At 67.8% G+C, this 16,954-nt stretch carries 16 protein-coding genes and 1 tRNA gene; 6 read left to right on the forward strand and 11 right to left on the reverse strand.

What is annotated here, in order from left to right; translation table 11 throughout:
- Positions 1-10 precede the first annotated feature (10 nt).
- From ACYX4S_RS18520 to ACYX4S_RS18530, 3 genes are all read right to left on the reverse strand, one after another.
- Complete coding sequence (locus tag ACYX4S_RS18520; protein ID WP_293718795.1) at positions 11-952, reverse strand: ABC transporter permease; 942 nt, start codon at positions 950-952, stop codon at positions 11-13.
- Positions 953-1,224: 272 nt separating this feature from the next.
- Positions 1,225-2,784, reverse strand: coding sequence for an ABC transporter substrate-binding protein (locus tag ACYX4S_RS18525; protein WP_293718797.1), 1,560 nt, complete (start codon positions 2,782-2,784; stop codon positions 1,225-1,227).
- 157 nt (positions 2,785-2,941) lie between these two features.
- Positions 2,942-4,465, reverse strand: a complete 1,524-nt coding sequence (locus ACYX4S_RS18530) for a M81 family metallopeptidase (RefSeq protein ID WP_476361265.1) — start codon at positions 4,463-4,465, stop codon at positions 2,942-2,944.
- A 266-nt stretch (positions 4,466-4,731) separates the two neighbouring features.
- Between ACYX4S_RS18530 and ACYX4S_RS18535 the strand changes: the two genes are divergently transcribed.
- Positions 4,732-5,586, forward strand: a complete 855-nt coding sequence (locus tag ACYX4S_RS18535) for an IclR family transcriptional regulator (RefSeq protein WP_293718801.1) — start codon at positions 4,732-4,734, stop codon at positions 5,584-5,586.
- Between the two features lie 41 nt (positions 5,587-5,627).
- Here ACYX4S_RS18535 and ACYX4S_RS18540 read toward each other — a convergent pair whose 3' ends face one another.
- The 5 genes from ACYX4S_RS18540 to ACYX4S_RS18560 form a co-directional block, all read right to left on the reverse strand.
- On the reverse strand, positions 5,628-7,013 hold the full coding sequence (locus ACYX4S_RS18540) for an amidase (protein WP_476361266.1): 1,386 nt from the start codon (positions 7,011-7,013) through the stop codon (positions 5,628-5,630).
- A 162-nt stretch (positions 7,014-7,175) separates the two neighbouring features.
- Positions 7,176-8,093 carry a LysR family transcriptional regulator gene (locus ACYX4S_RS18545; protein WP_476361267.1) on the reverse strand — a complete coding sequence of 306 codons (918 nt, stop codon included), beginning with the start codon at positions 8,091-8,093 and terminating at the stop codon, positions 7,176-7,178.
- 70 nt (positions 8,094-8,163) lie between these two features.
- Positions 8,164-9,417 (reverse strand): arsenite efflux MFS transporter ArsK, encoded by a 1,254-nt coding sequence (arsK, locus tag ACYX4S_RS18550; protein ID WP_476362890.1) that lies wholly within the window; start codon positions 9,415-9,417, stop codon positions 8,164-8,166.
- Positions 9,418-9,422: 5 nt separating this feature from the next.
- A complete protein-coding gene (locus ACYX4S_RS18555) occupies positions 9,423-9,728 on the reverse strand; it encodes an ArsR/SmtB family transcription factor (RefSeq protein ID WP_476361268.1) in 306 nt (101 codons plus the stop codon).
- A 101-nt stretch (positions 9,729-9,829) separates the two neighbouring features.
- Positions 9,830-10,375 carry a carboxymuconolactone decarboxylase family protein gene (locus ACYX4S_RS18560; RefSeq protein WP_422070212.1) on the reverse strand — a complete coding sequence of 182 codons (546 nt, stop codon included), beginning with the start codon at positions 10,373-10,375 and terminating at the stop codon, positions 9,830-9,832.
- A gap of 120 nt (positions 10,376-10,495) precedes the next feature.
- On the opposite strand from ACYX4S_RS18560, the gene ACYX4S_RS18565 reads away from it, so the two are divergent.
- On the forward strand, positions 10,496-11,455 hold the full coding sequence (locus tag ACYX4S_RS18565) for a LysR family transcriptional regulator (protein ID WP_476361269.1): 960 nt from the start codon (positions 10,496-10,498) through the stop codon (positions 11,453-11,455).
- A gap of 86 nt (positions 11,456-11,541) precedes the next feature.
- Here ACYX4S_RS18565 and ACYX4S_RS18570 read toward each other — a convergent pair.
- A tRNA-Gly gene (locus ACYX4S_RS18570) sits at positions 11,542-11,616 on the reverse strand.
- Positions 11,617-11,939: 323 nt separating this feature from the next.
- Here ACYX4S_RS18570 and ACYX4S_RS18575 point away from each other — a divergent pair.
- The 4 genes from ACYX4S_RS18575 (at position 11,940) to ACYX4S_RS18590 (ending at position 14,684) form a co-directional block, all read left to right on the forward strand.
- On the forward strand, positions 11,940-12,449 hold the full coding sequence (locus ACYX4S_RS18575) for a prolyl-tRNA synthetase associated domain-containing protein (protein ID WP_476361270.1): 510 nt from the start codon (positions 11,940-11,942) through the stop codon (positions 12,447-12,449).
- 163 nt (positions 12,450-12,612) lie between these two features.
- Positions 12,613-13,611: a thioredoxin gene (gene trxA, locus ACYX4S_RS18580; RefSeq protein ID WP_476361271.1), complete on the forward strand. Its 999-nt coding sequence runs from the start codon at positions 12,613-12,615 to the stop codon at positions 13,609-13,611.
- 132 nt (positions 13,612-13,743) lie between these two features.
- The gene (locus ACYX4S_RS18585; RefSeq protein ID WP_476361272.1) at positions 13,744-14,430 is read left to right on the forward strand and encodes an LON peptidase substrate-binding domain-containing protein; all 687 of its coding nucleotides are present in this window, start codon (positions 13,744-13,746) and stop codon (positions 14,428-14,430) included.
- Positions 14,431-14,465: 35 nt separating this feature from the next.
- Positions 14,466-14,684: a Trm112 family protein gene (locus tag ACYX4S_RS18590; protein WP_293720720.1), complete on the forward strand. Its 219-nt coding sequence runs from the start codon at positions 14,466-14,468 to the stop codon at positions 14,682-14,684.
- 94 nt (positions 14,685-14,778) lie between these two features.
- On the opposite strand, the gene leuB is transcribed toward ACYX4S_RS18590, so the two are convergent.
- The gene (gene leuB, locus ACYX4S_RS18595; protein ID WP_293720721.1) at positions 14,779-15,891 is read right to left on the reverse strand and encodes a 3-isopropylmalate dehydrogenase; all 1,113 of its coding nucleotides are present in this window, start codon (positions 15,889-15,891) and stop codon (positions 14,779-14,781) included.
- 108 nt (positions 15,892-15,999) lie between these two features.
- Positions 16,000-16,947, reverse strand: coding sequence for a threonine/serine dehydratase (locus ACYX4S_RS18600; protein ID WP_476361273.1), 948 nt, complete (start codon positions 16,945-16,947; stop codon positions 16,000-16,002).
- Between the last annotated feature and the right edge of the window lie 7 nt (positions 16,948-16,954).

Raw genomic sequence — 16,954 nt, forward strand, 5'->3', positions numbered from 1 at the left:
GGGCCGGACATCAGTAGCGGATCCTCGGATCGATGAGGCTGTAGGACACGTCGATGAGCAGATTGATGAGCACGTAGAGACCGCTGGTCAGCAGGATCATCGCCTGGATGACCGGGTAGTCACGGGCCAGGATCGCGTCGACGGTGAGACGGCCGATGCCGGGAATGTTGAACACGCTCTCCGTCACCACGACGCCGCTCACGAGCAGGGCGAAGCCGGTGCCGATGATGGTCAGGATCGGGACGGCGGCGTTCCTGAGCGCGTGGCGGAAGAGGACCCCGCGCTCCGCGACACCCTTGGCGCGGGCGGTGCGGATGAAGTCCTCGCCCAGAACCTCCAGCATGCTTGCACGGGTCATGCGCGCGATCAGCGCCACATAGATGGTCGCAAGCGTCAGGCTCGGCAGGATCGCCCTGGAGAGAAACTTGGCGAAATCCTCCGACGGGGAGGTGTAGCCCTGGACCGGGAGCCATCGGAGCTCGATCGAGAAGGCCTGGATGAAGAGATAGCCGATGACGAAGACCGGCACGGAAAACCCGAGCACGGAAAAGGTCATCACGATGTAGTCGACGGTGGTGCGATGGCGCCACGCGGCAACGACGCCCATGGGGACGGCAAGCAGCACCGACAGGGTGATGGTCAAAAGGGCGATGTTGATGGTCGGCCAGATGCGCTGTCCGATCATCTCGACCACCGGCGTGCCGGAAATCAGGGAGATGCCGAGATCTCCCCGGGCGAGCTGCTGTGCCCAGGTGCCGAGCTGAACGATGAGCGGATCGTTCAGGCCGAGCGAGGTGCGGATGCGTTCCAGCTGCTCGGGCGTCGCGGCGTCGCCGGCGAGGATCGCCGCCGGGTCGCCCGGCGTCATGCGCAGGAGCAGGAACACGAAGATCGCGACGATGGCCATCACGGGGATGACGGCGAGGCATCGGCGGAGGATGTATCCGATCATCGGGAGGAAGCCCCCTTCCAGTCAGGTTCGCCGGCCGGTGCATCGGTCCGGAAGCGGCGATCGGTTCGGGCAGGATGCCACGGGAGAACGGGGTCCGGGAACAGGCGCCGGGACATGTCCCGAAACCGTCACCGGAGCCGGGCAGGCCCGGACGGTCAGACGGCACCCTCGCACGCGGCGCCGGCCCGGGAGGAGGACGGTCTCGCCGCGGCCGGAGGGTGGCCGCAAGACACGTGGCCCGGACGAGCCGGGCCACGCATTGCCTTGAAGGATCAGTCTTCCTTGTCGATGCCCCAGAAGACGGGCACCGGCGACTGGATCATGTCCACCAGCTTGTTGGAGCGGGCCTGCGGGGTCAGGTACTGGCCCAGCGGGATGTAGAGGACATTGTCCAGCGTGTGGGCCTGGATCTTCTTGGCCACCTCGAGCTGGTCGAACGGGGTCTCGGCGGCGATGAACTCGTCGCGCAGGGCCTCGATCTTGTCGTCCTTGGGCCAGCCGAACCAGGCGCCGTCGCCACGGCCGTTCAGCATCGGGCTGATGAGCGGCGAGTTGATCTCCGGAACACCCCAGTTGGTGAAGAAGATGTTCCAGCCGCCTTCCGAGGGCTTGGACATGGAGGCGCGACGGGTAACGAGCGTCTGCCAGTCCATCGGCTGCATGTCGACGGTGAAGCCGGCATTGCGCAGCGCCTGGGCGGCCACGACCGGCTGCGCGGTCAGGGTGACCACGTCCGTCGGCTGCATCAGCACGACCGGCGTGCCGTCATAGCCGGACTCCGCCAGGAGCTTCTTGGCGCCCTCGATGTCGCCGCCGTTGACCAGCGTCTCGGAGCCGGTGTCGTCGGCGAGCGGCGTGCCGCAGCCGAAGATCGCGCCGCAGATCTTGAAGTAGTCCGGATTGCCGATCAGCGTGCCGAGGACGTCGGCCTGGCTGAGCGCCATCATCGCCGCCTGGCGAACCTTCTGGTTGTCGAAGGGCGGATACTTGAAGTTCATGCGACCGATGGTCTGGAAGCCGAGCGGATCGCGAACCTCGGCCGTGACCTCGTCCGAGGAGGAGAGGATCGGCAGAAGGTCGACAGGGACCTGCTCGATGTAGTCGATCTCGCCCGACATCAGCGCGTTGAGCGCGGTCTGCGCGTCGGGGAGCGTGACCCACTTGACCTTGTCGACCTTGACCACCTTGCCGCCGGCCATCCAGTCCGCCGGCTCGTCGCGCGGGACGTAGTCGTCGAACTTCTCGTAGGTGACGCTCACGCCGGGCTGGTACTCGTCGGCCACGAACTTGAACGGACCCGAGCCGATGGTCTCGGTGATCTGCGTGTCGATCGGGGTCTCGGCGACGCGCTTGGGCATGATGAAGGGCGGCAGCGCCGACTGCTTCGACAGCGTGTCGAGGAACGGCGGGAAGGTCTCCTTGAGCGTCCAGACGATGGTCTTGTCGTCCGGCGCCGTCAGGCTCTCCGTGCGGTCGAAGATGAGCTGTCCGCCGGAATCCTTCTTGCCCCAGCGCTCGAGCGATGCCACGGCGTCGGCGGCCGTGACCGGCGCCCCGTCGTGGAACTTCAGGCCGTCGCGCAGCGTGAAGGTGTAGACGAGCTTGTCGTCGGACACCGTCCAGGAGGCCATCTGCGGCTGCGGCTTGAACTCGTGATCCTGCGCGATGAGCACGTCATAGATCATGTAGGCATGATCGCGCACGATATGGGCGGTGGTCAGCACCGGATCGAGCACGCGCAGACCGGAGTGCATCACCGCGGTGACGACTTTCTCCTCGGCCGAGGCGGGCGACATGACGCCGGTCGAGGCCAGCATCGCGGCGGCGAGCATGCCACCGACGGTCCGGCGCATCGCAGTGCGCGAACGCGTCCTCTTTTTCACTTCCAACATGCGTGTTCCCCTTCATGTCTGGTCGGTTCTTGCCAGTCTGCACCCCGCCCCGGCCTTGTTTCTGGACCTGTTGGCGTGGCGCTCCCTCCCGGCGGCCTCAGCTCGATGCGGCGGCCTCCGGAGGTATCTCGAAGCCCGGACCCAGCGGCGAAAGCCGGATCCCGGGCTGCAGGTTGCGGAACGGGAGGTCGTAGGCGTTGAGCGCCATGGGACCTGGAGCCGTGCACACGAGTATGGTTTCCGCGATAGGCTGGAAATGAGCCCGGAAATGCACCGAGCTCTTGTTCACGAGAATCGCCTGCTCGGTCGGTTCGATGCCGACGTAGCGGTACATCTCCTGGTCGGCGAGCTGCACCTTGCGGCTTGCCAGCACCACCTTGACCCCTCCGATGGAGAGACAGGCCGAGGGGCCCAGGTCCATCCAGGTGTCGCCGTAGAACGGTCCGGACGTGCGGAAGCGTCCGTCCGAAAGGCTTTCGACGCGGAACGTGCCGGTGAAGGCTTCGTCGCCGGGAACGCCGGTGCGTCCGCCAAGCGTCAGCTTCACCTCGTTTCCGACACCGGCTGCATGAGCGGCGGCTGCCGCCTGCGGGTCGACCATCAGGCCCAGTGCCGCGCGGGTCGCGCCCTCGGACACGAGCGCACGCAGCATTCCGGCGGTGTTGGAATCGCCGCCGGCGCCCGGGTTGTCCTGCGTGTCCGCGATGACAACGGGACGCGAGGCGGTGGCGGCCAGGCGCATGGCCTCGCGCACGCCTTCTTCCGGCGACCAGGCCTTGCCCGCGAAGGCACTCTCGTTTTCCTCGAAGAAGCGCAGCAGCCGGTCGGCGGCGGCATCGGCCGACGCCTGGTCGCTCGCATAGGCGAGCACCACCGGCGAGCACTCCGGAAAGTCCGCGGCGGGAAAGCCCGTCAGCGCCGAGGTCGAGGACACGGCGCCACCCTCGAGCTCGCCCACAAGCCTGTAGAGGCTGGCGGCCGGCTCGATGAAGGTGCACTGCCAGGGAATGGGGATGAGATAGGGCACCCGGCGCATGGACTTGGCGAACCGCTCGCCGTTCATCAGCCGCACGAGCTGCTCGGCGGTCCGCCGTCCGGTCTCGGCCATGTCCACATGCGGATAGGTGCGGTAGGCGACGAGAACATCGGCATTTTCGACCATGCGGCGGGTCGTGTTGCCGTGCAGGTCGAGGCTCGCGACGATCGGCACGTCAGGTCCGACGGCGGCGCGCACGCGCTCCAGGATCTCGCCTTCCCCGTCGTCCACATGGGCGCAGACCATGGCGCCATGCAGGTCGAGATAAACGCCGTCGAGCGGGCCGGCGGCGGCAAGGCGCTCCAGGATCTCGCCCATGATCGCCTCGAAGGCGTCCTGCTCCACGTGGGCGGAGGGGATCGCCACCGTCCACAGCAGCGGAACGAGCTCCCAGTTCTCGCGGGAGGCGACCTCGAGCGCACCGGCCACGCCGATGTTCACGCCCGGGCTGCGGTCGAGAATTTCCTGCCCGCGGCTGAGCGGAATGTGGCCGCCGCCATGCTCGAATTCCGCCAGCGTCGCACGGGTCGGAGCGAAGGTGTTGGTCTCATGCAGGAAACCGGCAAGAGCGACGCGTCGGGTCACGATGGGAGCCTCCGGGCATGGACGTGGATGGAGTGCGCCTGTGCATCCGTGCCGGTTGCGCGCGTTTCCGCGGCTCGGCGGAGCATCCTGGCCAGTCCATCCTGAGGGCGGCATATGGTCGAAAGGTGTATCACTGTGCGATATACCTGTATTGCTTTTTAGGTTAGGCTGGCCCTGCCACTTTCGTCAATGGCCTTTCCACGCAGGGTGGGGGCGGCAAGAGCGAAGGGGCGCGGGAGAGACGACCAGCAGGGAGTTGAACGCACATGGCGATGCGCAGCGAAAGCGACCCGGACTTCGAGAAGGGCCGGGGTACGGATGGCGTGGACCGGGAGCATCCGCTCTTCGTCCAGTCTGTGGCGCGCGCGCTCGACGTCCTGTCGGCCTTCCACGTGGCCGAGCATCCGCTGTCGCTCGGCGAGCTGTCCGAGATCTCCGGTGTCGGGCGCAGCGCGGTGCAACGGATCGTCCACACGCTGCGCGAACTGGGCTATCTCGACCGGGATCCGGCCGACACCGGCTATGTGCCGGGTCTTCGCATCCTGGATCATTCGCGCGACTTCCAGCGGTTCGATCCGGTGATCGTGCGCGCAACGCCGGTGCTTCTGGAGCTCCGCCGCACCGTGCGGGAACGCGTGGACCTCAGCCTGCGCGACGATCTTCGCCTCGTCTACGCCCGGCGCCTGCTCAGCAAGCGCGAGATCCTGATGTCCACGCTCGTCGGCCAGTCGGTGCCGCTGCATGCGACCTCCGGCGGATGGGCGATCATGGCGGGCCTGTCGCCCGACGAGGTGGACGATGTGCTGGCACGCGCGCCGCTTCGGGCCGTCACGCCGCGCACGCTTACCGACCCCGATGAGATCCGGGACATGCTCGCCACCGTCCGGCGCCAGGGCTATGCGCTGGCCAGCGAGCAGATCCTGCTTGGGGAAGTCGCGGTCGGCGCCGCCATTCGCGGGCGCGACGGACGCCCGATCGCGGCGATCCACGTGGCCGGCTCGCTCTCGGAGTGGGAGCCCGACGCCTTCGCCCGGCACGTGGCCCCGCATGTCATGGCGGCGGCCGCCGTCGTCAGCCAGAACCTGCGCGATCTGGGACCGGGCGATCTGGGCCAGAACTGACGCCCGCACGGGGGCCGGAGCACGTGCGGGCGCGGTCATGATCACAGGTCCGGCCACTCCGTGATGGCGCCGGTCCAGTCCTCGAAGGCGCGTGCCAGGCCCAGGACGCCCAGGTCGTCGAACCGGTTCGCGGCGATCTGCAGGCCCACCGGAATGCCCGTTGAGGTCATCCCGCAGTGGATCGAACAGGCCGGCTGGTCACCCATGTTCCAAGGCATGGTGAAGCCGATGTGCTCCATGGCATGGCGCGGGTCGTTGTTGGGCATGGCCAGTTCCGCCGGGAAGCTCGAGGTCGGATTCACCGGCGAGAGGATCGCGTCGAACCCGTGCAGGGCCCGGGCGGCGGCATCGCGGATGGCGATCGTGTTCTCGAAGGCGACCGCGACGGCGGCGCCGTCCAGCTCCTTGCCGCCGGCGGCCCACTCCAGGATGAAGGGCAGGATGCGGGTGCGCCGCTCCGGCGTCATGTCGCTGATCTTGGCCCAGAAGCGCGCCTGCCAGAAGGAGACCAGACTCTCCAGCAGCTCCTGTGTCATGAAGGGTTTGATCTCCACGATCTCGGCGCCCTCGGCGGCGAAACGCTCGGCGGCCGCCACGATCGCGGCGCGCACGTCCTTGTCGACGGGCAGGCCGCAGCCGGCATCAAGCAGCAGTCCGAGTTTCTTGCCGCGCACGGTGGCGGGCGGCACGTTCCAGTCCAGCGTCTCGGGAGGAACCGAGGTGGCATCGCGCCAGTCCGGGCGCGCCAGGCTCGGCATCACGACCAGCGCGTCGTCCACGCAGCGGGTCATGGGACCATGGCACCGGCCGGGGAAATGGGGGTAGACCGGCACGCGGCCCTGGGTCGCCTTGAAACCGAACAGCCCGCACCATCCGGCCGGGATGCGGATCGAGCCGCCGATGTCTGTGCCCATGTGCACGGGGCCGAAGCCGGCCGCTCCGGCGGCTCCGGCGCCGGCGCTGGAGCCGCCCGGATTCTGCGACAGGTCCCAGGGATTGCGCGACAGCTTGTGGAAGCTCGACAGGCCCGAACTCAGCATGCCGAAGTCGGGCGCGGTGGTCTTGGCGAAGAAGATCGCGCCGTCCTCGCGCAGGCGCGCGGCCGCCGGAGCGTCGTCTTCCGCCGGCGTGAGGTCGCTTGCCGCGGTCCCGTTGGGAACCGGGTCGCCCTTTGTGGCGATCATTTCCTTGATGGTGACGGGCAGGCCGTCCAGCGGACCCTTCGGGGCGCCCTTCGCCCAGCGTTCGGTGGCAGCCTCCGCCTCGGCGAGCGCCTCCTCCGGGCGGTACAGCCACAGCGCCGCGACCTTCGGCTCGACCGCCTCCACGCGATCGATGATCGCCTGCATGTAGTCGCGCGGGGACAGCGATCCGTCCGCATAGGCGGCAAGGATCTGGCGGGCGGTCAGGCTCAGCAATTCACTCATGGGTTCCACTCGGGCTAGCCGGTCGCGGGACCGGGCAGACGGCGATGCGGCCGTGCGGGACGGGACTGCATCCGGTGCCTTCAGCCTGCATCCGTCGCGAGTGTCAATTCAATGCGAATTTTGTGATCATGGTGTTGCCGAAACTGTTGCACTAAAGCTCGGTCATCCCAGGACACCGCTTTCACGGTAGGCGCGCAGGCGTGCCTCGACATGGGTGGCGAGACGGTCGGCGGCGAAAGTGAGCGTCGCACCCTTGCGCAGGCTTAGCTGCAGGTGGGTGTCGATCTTGAGGCCGGGCGCGAGCGGTCGGGTGACCAGCAGGCCGGCGTCGATGTCCCGGGCGATCGACAGGGGCGGAAGCACCAGGACGGCGGCCCGCAGGCGCGCCAGTTCCTTCTGTATGGCGATGGATGAGACGGCGAAGGACACGCGGGCCGGCGGGTGACCGGCGCGCTTCAGCGTTTCCTCGATCACCCGGCGGACGCTGAAGGACATGTCCGGCATGGCAAGCGGATAGCGCACGAGGTCCTCCAGCTCGAAAACGGGCTTCCTCGTTGCCGGATGATCGGGGGCCATGACGGCGGCGTGGGAAAGGGGATGGCGGCAGCGGGCGGTCACGCGGCTGTCTGCCGGCGAGAAGATGGTCAGGGCGAGATCCGCCTCGCCCTGCGCGACGGCATTGAGGGCCTCGGGCGCGGAGCCTTCGGCGATGGCCACCTCCACGTCGGGATAGAGCTTGTGGAACTCGGCAACGCAGTCGGCCATGATCGCGCCGCCCGTGGCGCCGTTGACGCGCACGGACACGGTGCCGCGCTTGAGGCCGCGCATGTCGTCGATGAACTGGCGGGCCTGCTCGAACTCGCGCATGGCGGTGCGGGCGTGGATGGCGAGCTGCTCGCCTGCCGCCGTGAGCACGATGCCGCGCGCGCTGCGTTCCACCAGCGGTGCGCCGAAGTGATACTCCAGGTTCTCGAGCTGGCGGCTGATCGCGGTGGGCGAGACGCCGAGCGCCTGTGCGGCGCGGCGGATGGAGCGGCAGCGCACGAGTTCGTTGAAATAGGTGATCGCCTGAAGCTGCATGGGCGGCGGGTCCTCCCGGAAGTGTCGCCCATGCCATAGCACGAGCGGGCGGTCCGCCGGCGCGCGGAATTTACAAGGGGGCGGGACCGCTCGAGGCGCCGACCTCCTTGTGCGGCTGCACGGAGACGGCAAGCAGAGCGAAGAGAAGAAAGCCGAGGCCCGCGGCGATCGTGACGATCCACAGTGCCGGCACCGCCTCGAGACGAGCGATCATGAGAGCGAGAAGCGCGGGCGCGACCGCGGTCGCGAGCTGGCGCGCGGCGGAGAGCAGGCCGACGGCCCGTCCGTATCCCTCGCGGCCGAACAGTTCCAGCGGCACGGTTCCGGCGATGATGCTGATCAGTCCGGAGCCCATGCCGAATAGGATGGCGAAACCGGTGGCGCCGATGAGCGTGCCCGTCATGAGAAGAAGCACCAGCCCGGCGACGGGGAGGGCCGCCGCGATCGCGGCAAGCGTCGCTTGCCGCAGGCTGCTGCCGAAGACCATGTTGACCAGCCGGCTTGCCACCTGTGCCGGTCCGAAAAGGCTGACGAGCCAGGCTGCATCCGCGCCAAGCCCCAGATGGCGGGTCAGGGGGATCATGTGCACCAGGATCGAGCCGAGCACGAACCCCTCCACCGCCATGGCCAGCAACAGGAAACGGAGGCGGCGCGGACGTTCGGCGGGGGGAACCAGGGCGGGTTCGAGGGGCTCCGCCCGACCGGGTGCGTCGCCTGAAGACGTCCGGCCATTCCCGCCGGGGCGTATGTTGCGGATGGCGAGATGCAGCGGCAGGCACAGCAGCAGATTGAGCGCCGCGAAGACCAGGTACACGTCGCGCCAGTCCAGAAACGAGGCCAGCCAGCCGGTCAGGGGCCAGAAGATGGTCGAGGCGAAGCCGGCGATCAGCGTCAGATGGGTGATGCGCCCGCGCGCCTCGCCGCCCGATCCCTGGACGATGGCGACGAAGGCGGCGGCATAAAGCACGAAGGCCGAGGCCAGTTCCATGGTCACGAGGCCGGCGACAAAGGTCAGAGGGCCGCTGGCCATCGCGCATCCGGCGAGCGCGAGGGCGGCGGCGATCGAACCGAGCGACATGACGTTGGCTGCCCCGTGGCGGTCGGCGAGGCGCCCCGCGTAGGGTGCGGCAAGCCCGCCCGCGACAAGCGCGACCGTCAGCGCGGTGAAAATCCATTCCTCGTTCCAGCCGAGATCCCGGGACATGTCCGGCGCGAGGGTGGCGAACGAGTAGAAGAGGGTCCCGTATCCGATGATCTGCGTCACGCCGAGCGCCGCAAGCGCCCATGACGGGTAGGCGCCGGCGTGCCGGGAGAGGGAGGCCATCGTGGTCACGGCCGCGCGTCCGGTTCGGCGTCCGCACAGCACTCGCCCACCAGAAACTCCACCAGCGCATTCATCGCCGGATAGGCAGCCGTGCAAAGCAGGGTCGTGCCGTCGCGTCGCTGGTCCAGCAAGCCGGCGGCGGCCAGCGCCTTCACGTGATGCGACAGGGTGGAGCCCGGAATGCCGAGCCTCGTCCGGATTTCTCCGACGGCAAGCCCCCCTGGTCCGGCGCGAACCAGAAGACGGTAGAGGGCGAGACGGGTCGGATTGCCGAGGGCGGCAAGTTGGCTGGCAGCTATTTCGATTTTCATCGAAATAGCTCTATCCCCCGGAACCCGGCGCGACAAGCATGTTCTGCGACCATCGTCGCGGAGACGGGGCCGGACCCTGGAGGGATCCGGCCCGCGTGCCGTCAGGCGGCTTCGGCGGCGCGTACGACCGGGAAGTCGATCTCGGTGTCGGCAACGATGTTCATCAGGTTGGTGAGGATGTTTTCCGCCACCACCAGAACGATCTCGACGATCTCCGCATCCGAGTAGCCGGCCGCGCGCACCTCGGCCACTGCCTTGTCGCCCACATGGCCGCGCTCGCGCGCCACCAGGACTGCGAAGCGGACCGCCGCGGCCGCCTTCGGGTCGGTCGACCCGCCCTTGCGGTTGAGGGCGATCTCCTCCGGGCTGATCCTGGCCAGGTTCAGGCCGAGATAGGTGTGTGCCGACAGGCAGTAGTCGCAGCCGTTCACCTGTGCCACCGCAAGGGCGATGCGCTCGCGGGTCTTGACGTCGAGCAGCTTCGCCGCGCCGCCGGAAAGCCCCATGAACGCGCCGAGCGCCGCCGGGCTGGAGGAAAGCAGGCGGAACATGTTGGGCACCACGCCGAGCTGCTGGTGCACGGCGTTCAGCGTGCCGCGCGAGGCTTCGGGAGCGGTTTCGAGATCGGGAATTGCAAGGCGGGACATTGTGTCATCTCCTGTGTTGACGAGCCGGCATGGCTCGGATGTCACGAAGATGTGCCTTCTCGATCCTCAGGATAATCTGGCATTTTCGTAATTCAGTTTTCCGGGAAATGAGAAGGTGACATGGACCGTTTCGATGCCATGGCAATGTTCCTCGCGGCCGTCGACCACGGCAGCCTGTCGGCGGCGGCGCGCGCGCTCAAGGTTCCGGTGCCGACCCTCAGCCGCAAGGTGGCGGACCTGGAAGCGGTGCTCGGCACCCAGCTTCTCACCCGGACCACCCGCAAGCTGAGCCTCACCGATGCGGGCCACGCCTACGCGGGCGCGGCAAGGCGCATCCTGGAGCAGGTCGAGGAGGCGGAGCGAGCGGCGGCGGGCGAGTTCGTGGCCCCGCGCGGCACGCTGGTGGTCACGGCGCCGGTGCTGTTCGGACGCCTGCACGTGTTGCCCGTCGTCTGCGCGTTCCTCGCCCTGTTTCCGGAGATCGATGTCAAGCTGATGCTGGGCGACGGCAATGCGGACCTGGTGGAGGATCACATCGACATGGCGGTGCGTATCGGACCGCTGCCCGACAGCGGGCTCATCGCGACGCGGATCGGCGCCATGCGCGCGATCGTGTGTGCAAGCCCCTCGCTGATCGCAGGTCACGGAGTGCCGCAAAGGCCGGAGGATCTGGCGGATGTGCCCTCGATCGCGACCAACGCGCCCCTGTGGCGGCCCGACTGGCGGTTTCGCGACCCGAAGACGGGAGCGGCCATCGAGGCGCCCATCCGGCCCAGGCTGACGACCTCCTCGGAAGCGGCGGCCGATGCGGCCGAACGCGGAACGGGCTTCGTGCGCCTTCTGCACTATCAGGCGTTCGAGGCCTTGCGGAGCGGGCGTCTCGTCAGTGTGCTCGAGGCGTTCGAGCCGGAGCCGGCGCCGGTCCACCTTGTGCATCTCCCGAGAGGGCAGATGCCGCTCAAGATGCGCCGCTTCATCGATTTCGCCGCGCCGCGACTGAAGCGCAGGCTCGCCGTGATTGCCGGCCTTGTGGAGGGGAAAACGCCGGAGGCTTTCGACATGCCGGCCGAAGCACGCTGACGCGTGCGGCTTCCAGGGGGTGGCCTCCGAAAAGCAAAAAAGCCCCTCACGGGGCTTCGGACATTCGCAGGATCTGGAAGTCAAACTGGAGCGGGCGATGGGATTCGAACCCACGACCCCAACCTTGGCAAGGTTGTGCTCTACCCCTGAGCTACGCCCGCATCCGTTGGTGGCGCCAGACCGTGGCCGGCGCCTGAGGTGGGCTGTATATGAACCAAGCCACGACGGATTGCAACAGCGTTTTTTCACTCCGCCCCGTGGCGGTTCCGATTGTGGACGACCAGTGGATTTCGTGAGCCGGGGAAGGTGGCGCACGCTCGGATTTTCGCCATCCGATCATCGATACGCGCAGGGGTGCATCTGCTCTTGTGTCGCGTGGCGCGCTCCTTTAGTCCCTCATCGAAGGCGCAAAAACCATGGTGCGTCGAAGCTTCGCGACGGCTTTCCAGCGCCGTGCGGAGGCAAGCCTTTCTGGAGGATCCACATGCCGGCAACCCGGGCAGAGCTTCTCGCCTTTCTCGACGATCTCGGGATCGCCTCGACCACACACGACCATGAAGCCGTGTTCACCGTGTCGGAATCGACCGAAGTGCACGAAAGGATGCCGGGCGGCCACACGAAGAACCTCTTCCTCAAGGACAAGAAGGGGCGGATCTTTCTGGTGGTGGCGCTGCATGACGCGGAGATCGACCTGAAGTCCCTGCATCAGAAGATCGGCGCGCAGGGGCGGCTTTCCTTCGGCAAGCCGGACCTTCTCATGGAGGTTCTCGGCGTGGAGCCGGGTTCCGTCACGCCTTTCGCGCTTTACAACGACCGCGAGGCACATCGTGTGACGCCCGTCTTCGACGCGGCGATGATGGAGATTGATCCCCTCAACTTCCATCCCCTTCGCAACACGGCGACCACGAGCATCGCCCGCGACGACCTTCTGGTCTTCGCGCGCGCCTGCGGACACGATCCCCAGGTCATCGCCGTCAGCGGCGCCCAGGCCTGAGCACGGCCGGTGCGGATCATTTGAATTTCACGCGGCCGGCGCCCATGTTAGGGGCCACGCGAAGAGCCGGAAGCGGCTGCAATACACAAGGGTTGCGCAAGGGACCGGAGCACGGTGTTTCGGAGCCGCTTGCCGGCCTGGCGACGAACGGGAGACGCCTCACATGGCGAACAATGGCGGGTATTCGGTCGGCGGCAGCTTTGGCGGCGCGTTCGGCGGCGGTGGCATGGGCGGCGGCAATTCGGGTGGCGGCAACGGGCCCGAGGTGTCTCTTGGCGGGGCTCCGGCGGCCGCCGGCGGCGACATTCGCGATGTGACCACCCAGTCTTTCCGCGACGATGTCCTCGAGGCCTCGCGCGAGCGGCCGGTTCTGGTCGACTTCTGGGCGCCCTGGTGCGGTCCCTGCCGCCAGCTCACCCCGGCGCTTGAAAAGGCCGTGACGGAGGCGCGCGGCGCCGTCGTGCTTGCCAAGATGAACATCGACGAGCACCCGGAGATTGCCGGCCAGCTCGGCATTCAGTCGATTCCGGCCGTCATCGCCTTCAAGAACGGCCAGCCGGTGGACGGGTTCATGGGAGCCCAGTCGGAAAGCCAGGTGAAGGCCTTCATTGAGCGCATCGCCGGTCCCGTCGGGCCGAGCGAGACCGAGACCTATCTGGCCGAGGCCGAAACGGCGCGCGCGGCGGGCGACATCGGTCGGGCGGCGCAGCTCTTCGGCGCCGCGCTCTCCATGGAGCCGGACAACACGACCGCGATGGGCGGGCTTGCCCAGTGCTATGTGGCCGCCGATGCGCTCGACAAGGCGCGCCAGATCCTCGAGCAGGTGCCGGAGGAAAAGCGGGCCGATCCGGCGATCGCCGCGGCCCAGGCCGCCATCGAGCTGGCCGAGCAGGCGGCGGCGCTTGGGGATCTCGCCGAACTCGAGGCGCGGATCGAGAATGACCCGGGCGACCACCAGGCGCGTTTCGACCTGGCTGTGGCGCTTGCCGCGCGCGACAAGCAGGCGGCGGTCGATCACCTGATCGAGATCGTGCGCCGGGACCGGGAGTGGAACGAGGACGGCGCGCGCAAGCAGCTCCTGCAGTTCTTCGAGGCCTGGGGGCCGAAGGAGCCCGCGACCGGATACGGCCGGCGCAAGCTGTCGTCCGTTCTGTTCCGCTGAACGTATACTCCTGTCAGGGACCCGCGCGAGCGGACCCGGCCGGCCGGTGCCACTGGCCGATCGGGCCTCGTGTGTCCATATGACGGAAGCATGGCCCGATGTCCGGGCACGAGCGAAACGGAGGGCGAGCCCATGCGCGCAGGCAACATGATCTATTCCTCGCCGGCCGACATCCCCGCGACCCTGCCGCTGTTCCCGCTCGAGGGAACGGTGCTGCTGCCGACCGCGCAAATGCCGCTCAACATCTTCGAGCCGCGCTATGTGGCGATGATCGACGCGGCGCTGCGGTCGGACCGGATGATCGGAATGATCCAGCCCGACTTCACCCTCGCGGACGACGGTGAAAGCGACGAGGACACGCCGCCGCTGGTGAAGGTCGGCTGCGCGGGACGAATCACCGCGCTCCAGGAGACGGGAGACGGCCGCTATCTCGTGACGCTCGCCGGGATCGCGCGCTTTCACGTCGAGGAAGAGCTGGAGACCGTCACGCCGTTTCGCATCGCCCGCGTCTCGAGCGAGGCCTTTGCCGATGACTTCGAGCTCGGCAAGGGAGAGGACGAGGTGGACCGCGAGGGGCTCGTGCGCACCCTGCGCGAGTATCTCGACGCCAACGACCTCGAGGCGGACTGGGAAAGCATCGAGCGCGCTTCGACGCAGGTTCTCGTCAACGCTCTGTCGATGATGAGCCCCTACGGACCGGCGGAAAAGCAGGCGCTGCTGGAAGCACCGGACCTGCGCACCCGGGCAGAGACGCTGGTGGCGTTGACGGAGGTCGATCTGGCGCGCAAACAGGGGGATGACGGCGTCGTCCTGCAGTAACGCGGGCACGTCCTCCCCAGCCGAAGGAGACTCACATGGACGGCGAAGCCGACCGCCCGGTGCATGAACTGGATCGCAAGCTGCTCGAGCTGCTTGTCTGTCCGCTCACCAAGACGACGCTGGAATATGACGCCCAGGCGCAGGAGCTGATTTCGCGCGTCGCCCGGCTCGCCTATCCGATCCGCGACGGCATTCCGATCATGCTGCCGGACGAGGCGCGCAAGCTCGACGAGGCCGAAGTGCACCGCGACTGAGACGCGGCGCTGTCCGGTCATCGAGGAAAATGAAAAACGCCCCGCCGGATGTCTCCGGCGGGGCGTTTTCGTTCAGGCTGCTGCCTGCGGGGCGTCAGGCCGACAGAGCGTCGAGCTCGGCGATGATCGCGTCGCCCATGGCCGTGGTGCCGATGGTCTCGGCGCCCTTGGGGGCGATGTCGGCGGTGCGAAGGCCCTTGTCGAGGGCGTTGGCGATCGCCTTGTCCAGCATGTCCGCCTCGGCCGTGAGGCCGAAGGAGTAGCGCAGGCACATGCCGAAGCTCGCGATCATGGCGATCGGGTTGGCGATGCCCTTGCCGGCGATGTCCGGAGCGGAGCCGTGCACGGGCTCGTAGAGCGCGCGGCGCTTGCCGGTGGTCGGGTCCGGCGCGCCAAGCGAGGCCGAGGGCAGCATGCCCAGCGATCCGGTCAGCATGGCGGCCACGTCGGAGAGCATGTCGCCGAACAGGTTGTCGGTGACGATGACGTCGAACTGCTTCGGCCAGCGCACGAGCTGCATGCCGCCGGCATCCGCCAGCATGTGCTCCAGCTCGACATCCTCGTAGCCGTCGGAATGGGTCTGGGTCACGACCTCGTTCCACAGCACGCCCGACTTCATGACGTTGCGCTTCTCCATCGAGGTGACCTTGCCGCGACGGGTGCGGGCCAGCTCGAAGGCGGCGCGGGCGATGCGGTCGATCTCGTAGGTCTCGTAGAGCTGCGTATCGACGGCACGCTTCTGACCGTTGCCCAGGTCGGTGATCTCCTTGGGTTCGCCGAAGTACACGCCGCCGGTCAGCTCGCGCAGGATCAGGATGTCGAGACCCTCGATCACGTCGCGCTTGAGCGAGGAGGCATCGGCCAGCGCCGGGTAGCAGATCGCCGGGCGCAGGTTGGCGAAGAGTTCCATGTCCTTGCGCAAGCGCAGAAGGCCCGCCTCGGGGCGCACCTCATAGGGGACGCCGTCCCACTTCGGGCCGCCGACGGCGCCGAAGATGACAGCGTCGGAGGCCATGGCCTTTTCCATTGCGGCGTCCGAAATGGCCTGGCCGTGCGCGTCATAGGCGGAGCCGCCCACGAGATCGGTCTCGGTCTCGAACTTCGCGGTGCCGCGGGCGTCGAACCATGCGACGACCTTCTTCACCTCTTCCATGATTTCCGGGCCGATGCCGTCGCCGGGCAGGAGAAGGAGCTTGTTGGTGGTCATGGACGCGTTTCCTCGGATGGTTTCATGATCTGAGCTTGGTTTGATCGGCACGGCACGTGCGGCTCGCCAATCCTGCTAATGGCTTGGCCGGCGCTTGGCAAGCGCGGCTCACGCCTCGTCGCGGGCAAGCATGCGCGGATCGACGTTTCCGCCGCACACGAGCACGCCGACGCGTTCGCCCGGGGCCGGGCGGTAGGCGCCACCCACGAGTGCGGCCAGCGCCGTCGCGCCGCCGGGTTCGGCGGCCACCTGCATTTCGCTCCAGAGCCGGGCCTGGGCCTCCAGGATCGCGTCGTCGCCGACAAGCACGCTTTCGGACACGCGGCTCGCGCAGATCCGGTGGACGAGATCGCCGCAGCGTTTCGCGCCGAGACTGTCGGCGGCGACGCTTTCCACCGGGACATCGACAGGGGCGCCGGCGTCAAGGGCGGCATGCAGCGCGCAGGAGCCCTCCGGCTCGACGGCCACGACCTTGACCTTGTCCGCGAGCCACAGCGCGCAGCCCGAGATCAGGCCGCCGCCACCAACGGCGATGAGCACCGTGTCGAGGTCGGGCGACTGCTCCAGCCATTCCAGCGCGACCGTGCCCTGTCCGGCGATGGTGCCCGGCGCGTCATAGGCATGAATGTCCATGGCGCCGCTCGTTTCGCGATGACGGGCGCAGGCCTCGGCCGCATCCGCGTAACGCGCGCCGCCCACGTGAAGGGTGGCCCCGTAGGAGCGGATGCGCTCGATCTTGGCGGGCGAGGAGGTCTCGGGCACGAAGATGTCGGCCGGATATCCCAGCGCGCGGGCCGCATAGGCGACCGCCGCGCCGTGGTTTCCGCCCGATGCGGCGGCGACTCCGGCCGCCGGAACGTCGCTCGACAGAAGCGTGTTGAACGCGCCGCGCGCCTTGAACGAGCCGGAATGCTGCAGCTCCTCCAGTTTCAGCGTCAGCGATGCCGCGAGGCCGAAGGTTCCCGCGCCGCTCTCGATGACGGGCGTGCGGCGGACATGGTCCTTGATGCGGAGTGCGGCGTTTGCGACGTCGTCGCGTGAAACGGGGTCGGTCATGGGAAAC

Source organism: Stappia sp. ABD4_338 (assembly GCF_056312175.1).

Excerpts from the sequence above, each read along its gene's own strand:
- ACYX4S_RS18555 (WP_476361268.1), bottom strand. The coding sequence starts at position 9,728 with ATGAAAATCGAAATAGCTGCCAGCCAACTTGCCGCCCTCGGCAATCCG.
- ACYX4S_RS18565 (WP_476361269.1), top strand. The coding sequence starts at position 10,496 with ATGGACCGTTTCGATGCCATGGCAATGTTCCTCGCGGCCGTCGACCAC.
- leuB (WP_293720721.1), bottom strand. The coding sequence starts at position 15,891 with ATGACCACCAACAAGCTCCTTCTCCTGCCCGGCGACGGCATCGGCCCG.
- ACYX4S_RS18540 (WP_476361266.1), bottom strand. The coding sequence starts at position 7,013 with ATGAGTGAATTGCTGAGCCTGACCGCCCGCCAGATCCTTGCCGCCTAT.
- ACYX4S_RS18575 (WP_476361270.1), top strand. The coding sequence starts at position 11,940 with ATGCCGGCAACCCGGGCAGAGCTTCTCGCCTTTCTCGACGATCTCGGG.
- ACYX4S_RS18535 (WP_293718801.1), top strand. The coding sequence starts at position 4,732 with ATGGCGATGCGCAGCGAAAGCGACCCGGACTTCGAGAAGGGCCGGGGT.
- ACYX4S_RS18590 (WP_293720720.1), top strand. The coding sequence starts at position 14,466 with ATGGACGGCGAAGCCGACCGCCCGGTGCATGAACTGGATCGCAAGCTG.
- ACYX4S_RS18560 (WP_422070212.1), bottom strand. The coding sequence starts at position 10,375 with ATGTCCCGCCTTGCAATTCCCGATCTCGAAACCGCTCCCGAAGCCTCG.
- ACYX4S_RS18525 (WP_293718797.1), bottom strand. The coding sequence starts at position 2,784 with ATGCTCGCCGCCGCGATGCTGGCCTCGACCGGCGTCATGTCGCCCGCC.
- ACYX4S_RS18545 (WP_476361267.1), bottom strand. The coding sequence starts at position 8,093 with ATGCAGCTTCAGGCGATCACCTATTTCAACGAACTCGTGCGCTGCCGC.
- trxA (WP_476361271.1), top strand. The coding sequence starts at position 12,613 with ATGGCGAACAATGGCGGGTATTCGGTCGGCGGCAGCTTTGGCGGCGCG.
- ACYX4S_RS18520 (WP_293718795.1), bottom strand. The coding sequence starts at position 952 with ATGATCGGATACATCCTCCGCCGATGCCTCGCCGTCATCCCCGTGATG.
- ACYX4S_RS18600 (WP_476361273.1), bottom strand. The coding sequence starts at position 16,947 with ATGACCGACCCCGTTTCACGCGACGACGTCGCAAACGCCGCACTCCGC.
- arsK (WP_476362890.1), bottom strand. The coding sequence starts at position 9,417 with ATGGCCTCCCTCTCCCGGCACGCCGGCGCCTACCCGTCATGGGCGCTT.
- ACYX4S_RS18585 (WP_476361272.1), top strand. The coding sequence starts at position 13,744 with ATGCGCGCAGGCAACATGATCTATTCCTCGCCGGCCGACATCCCCGCG.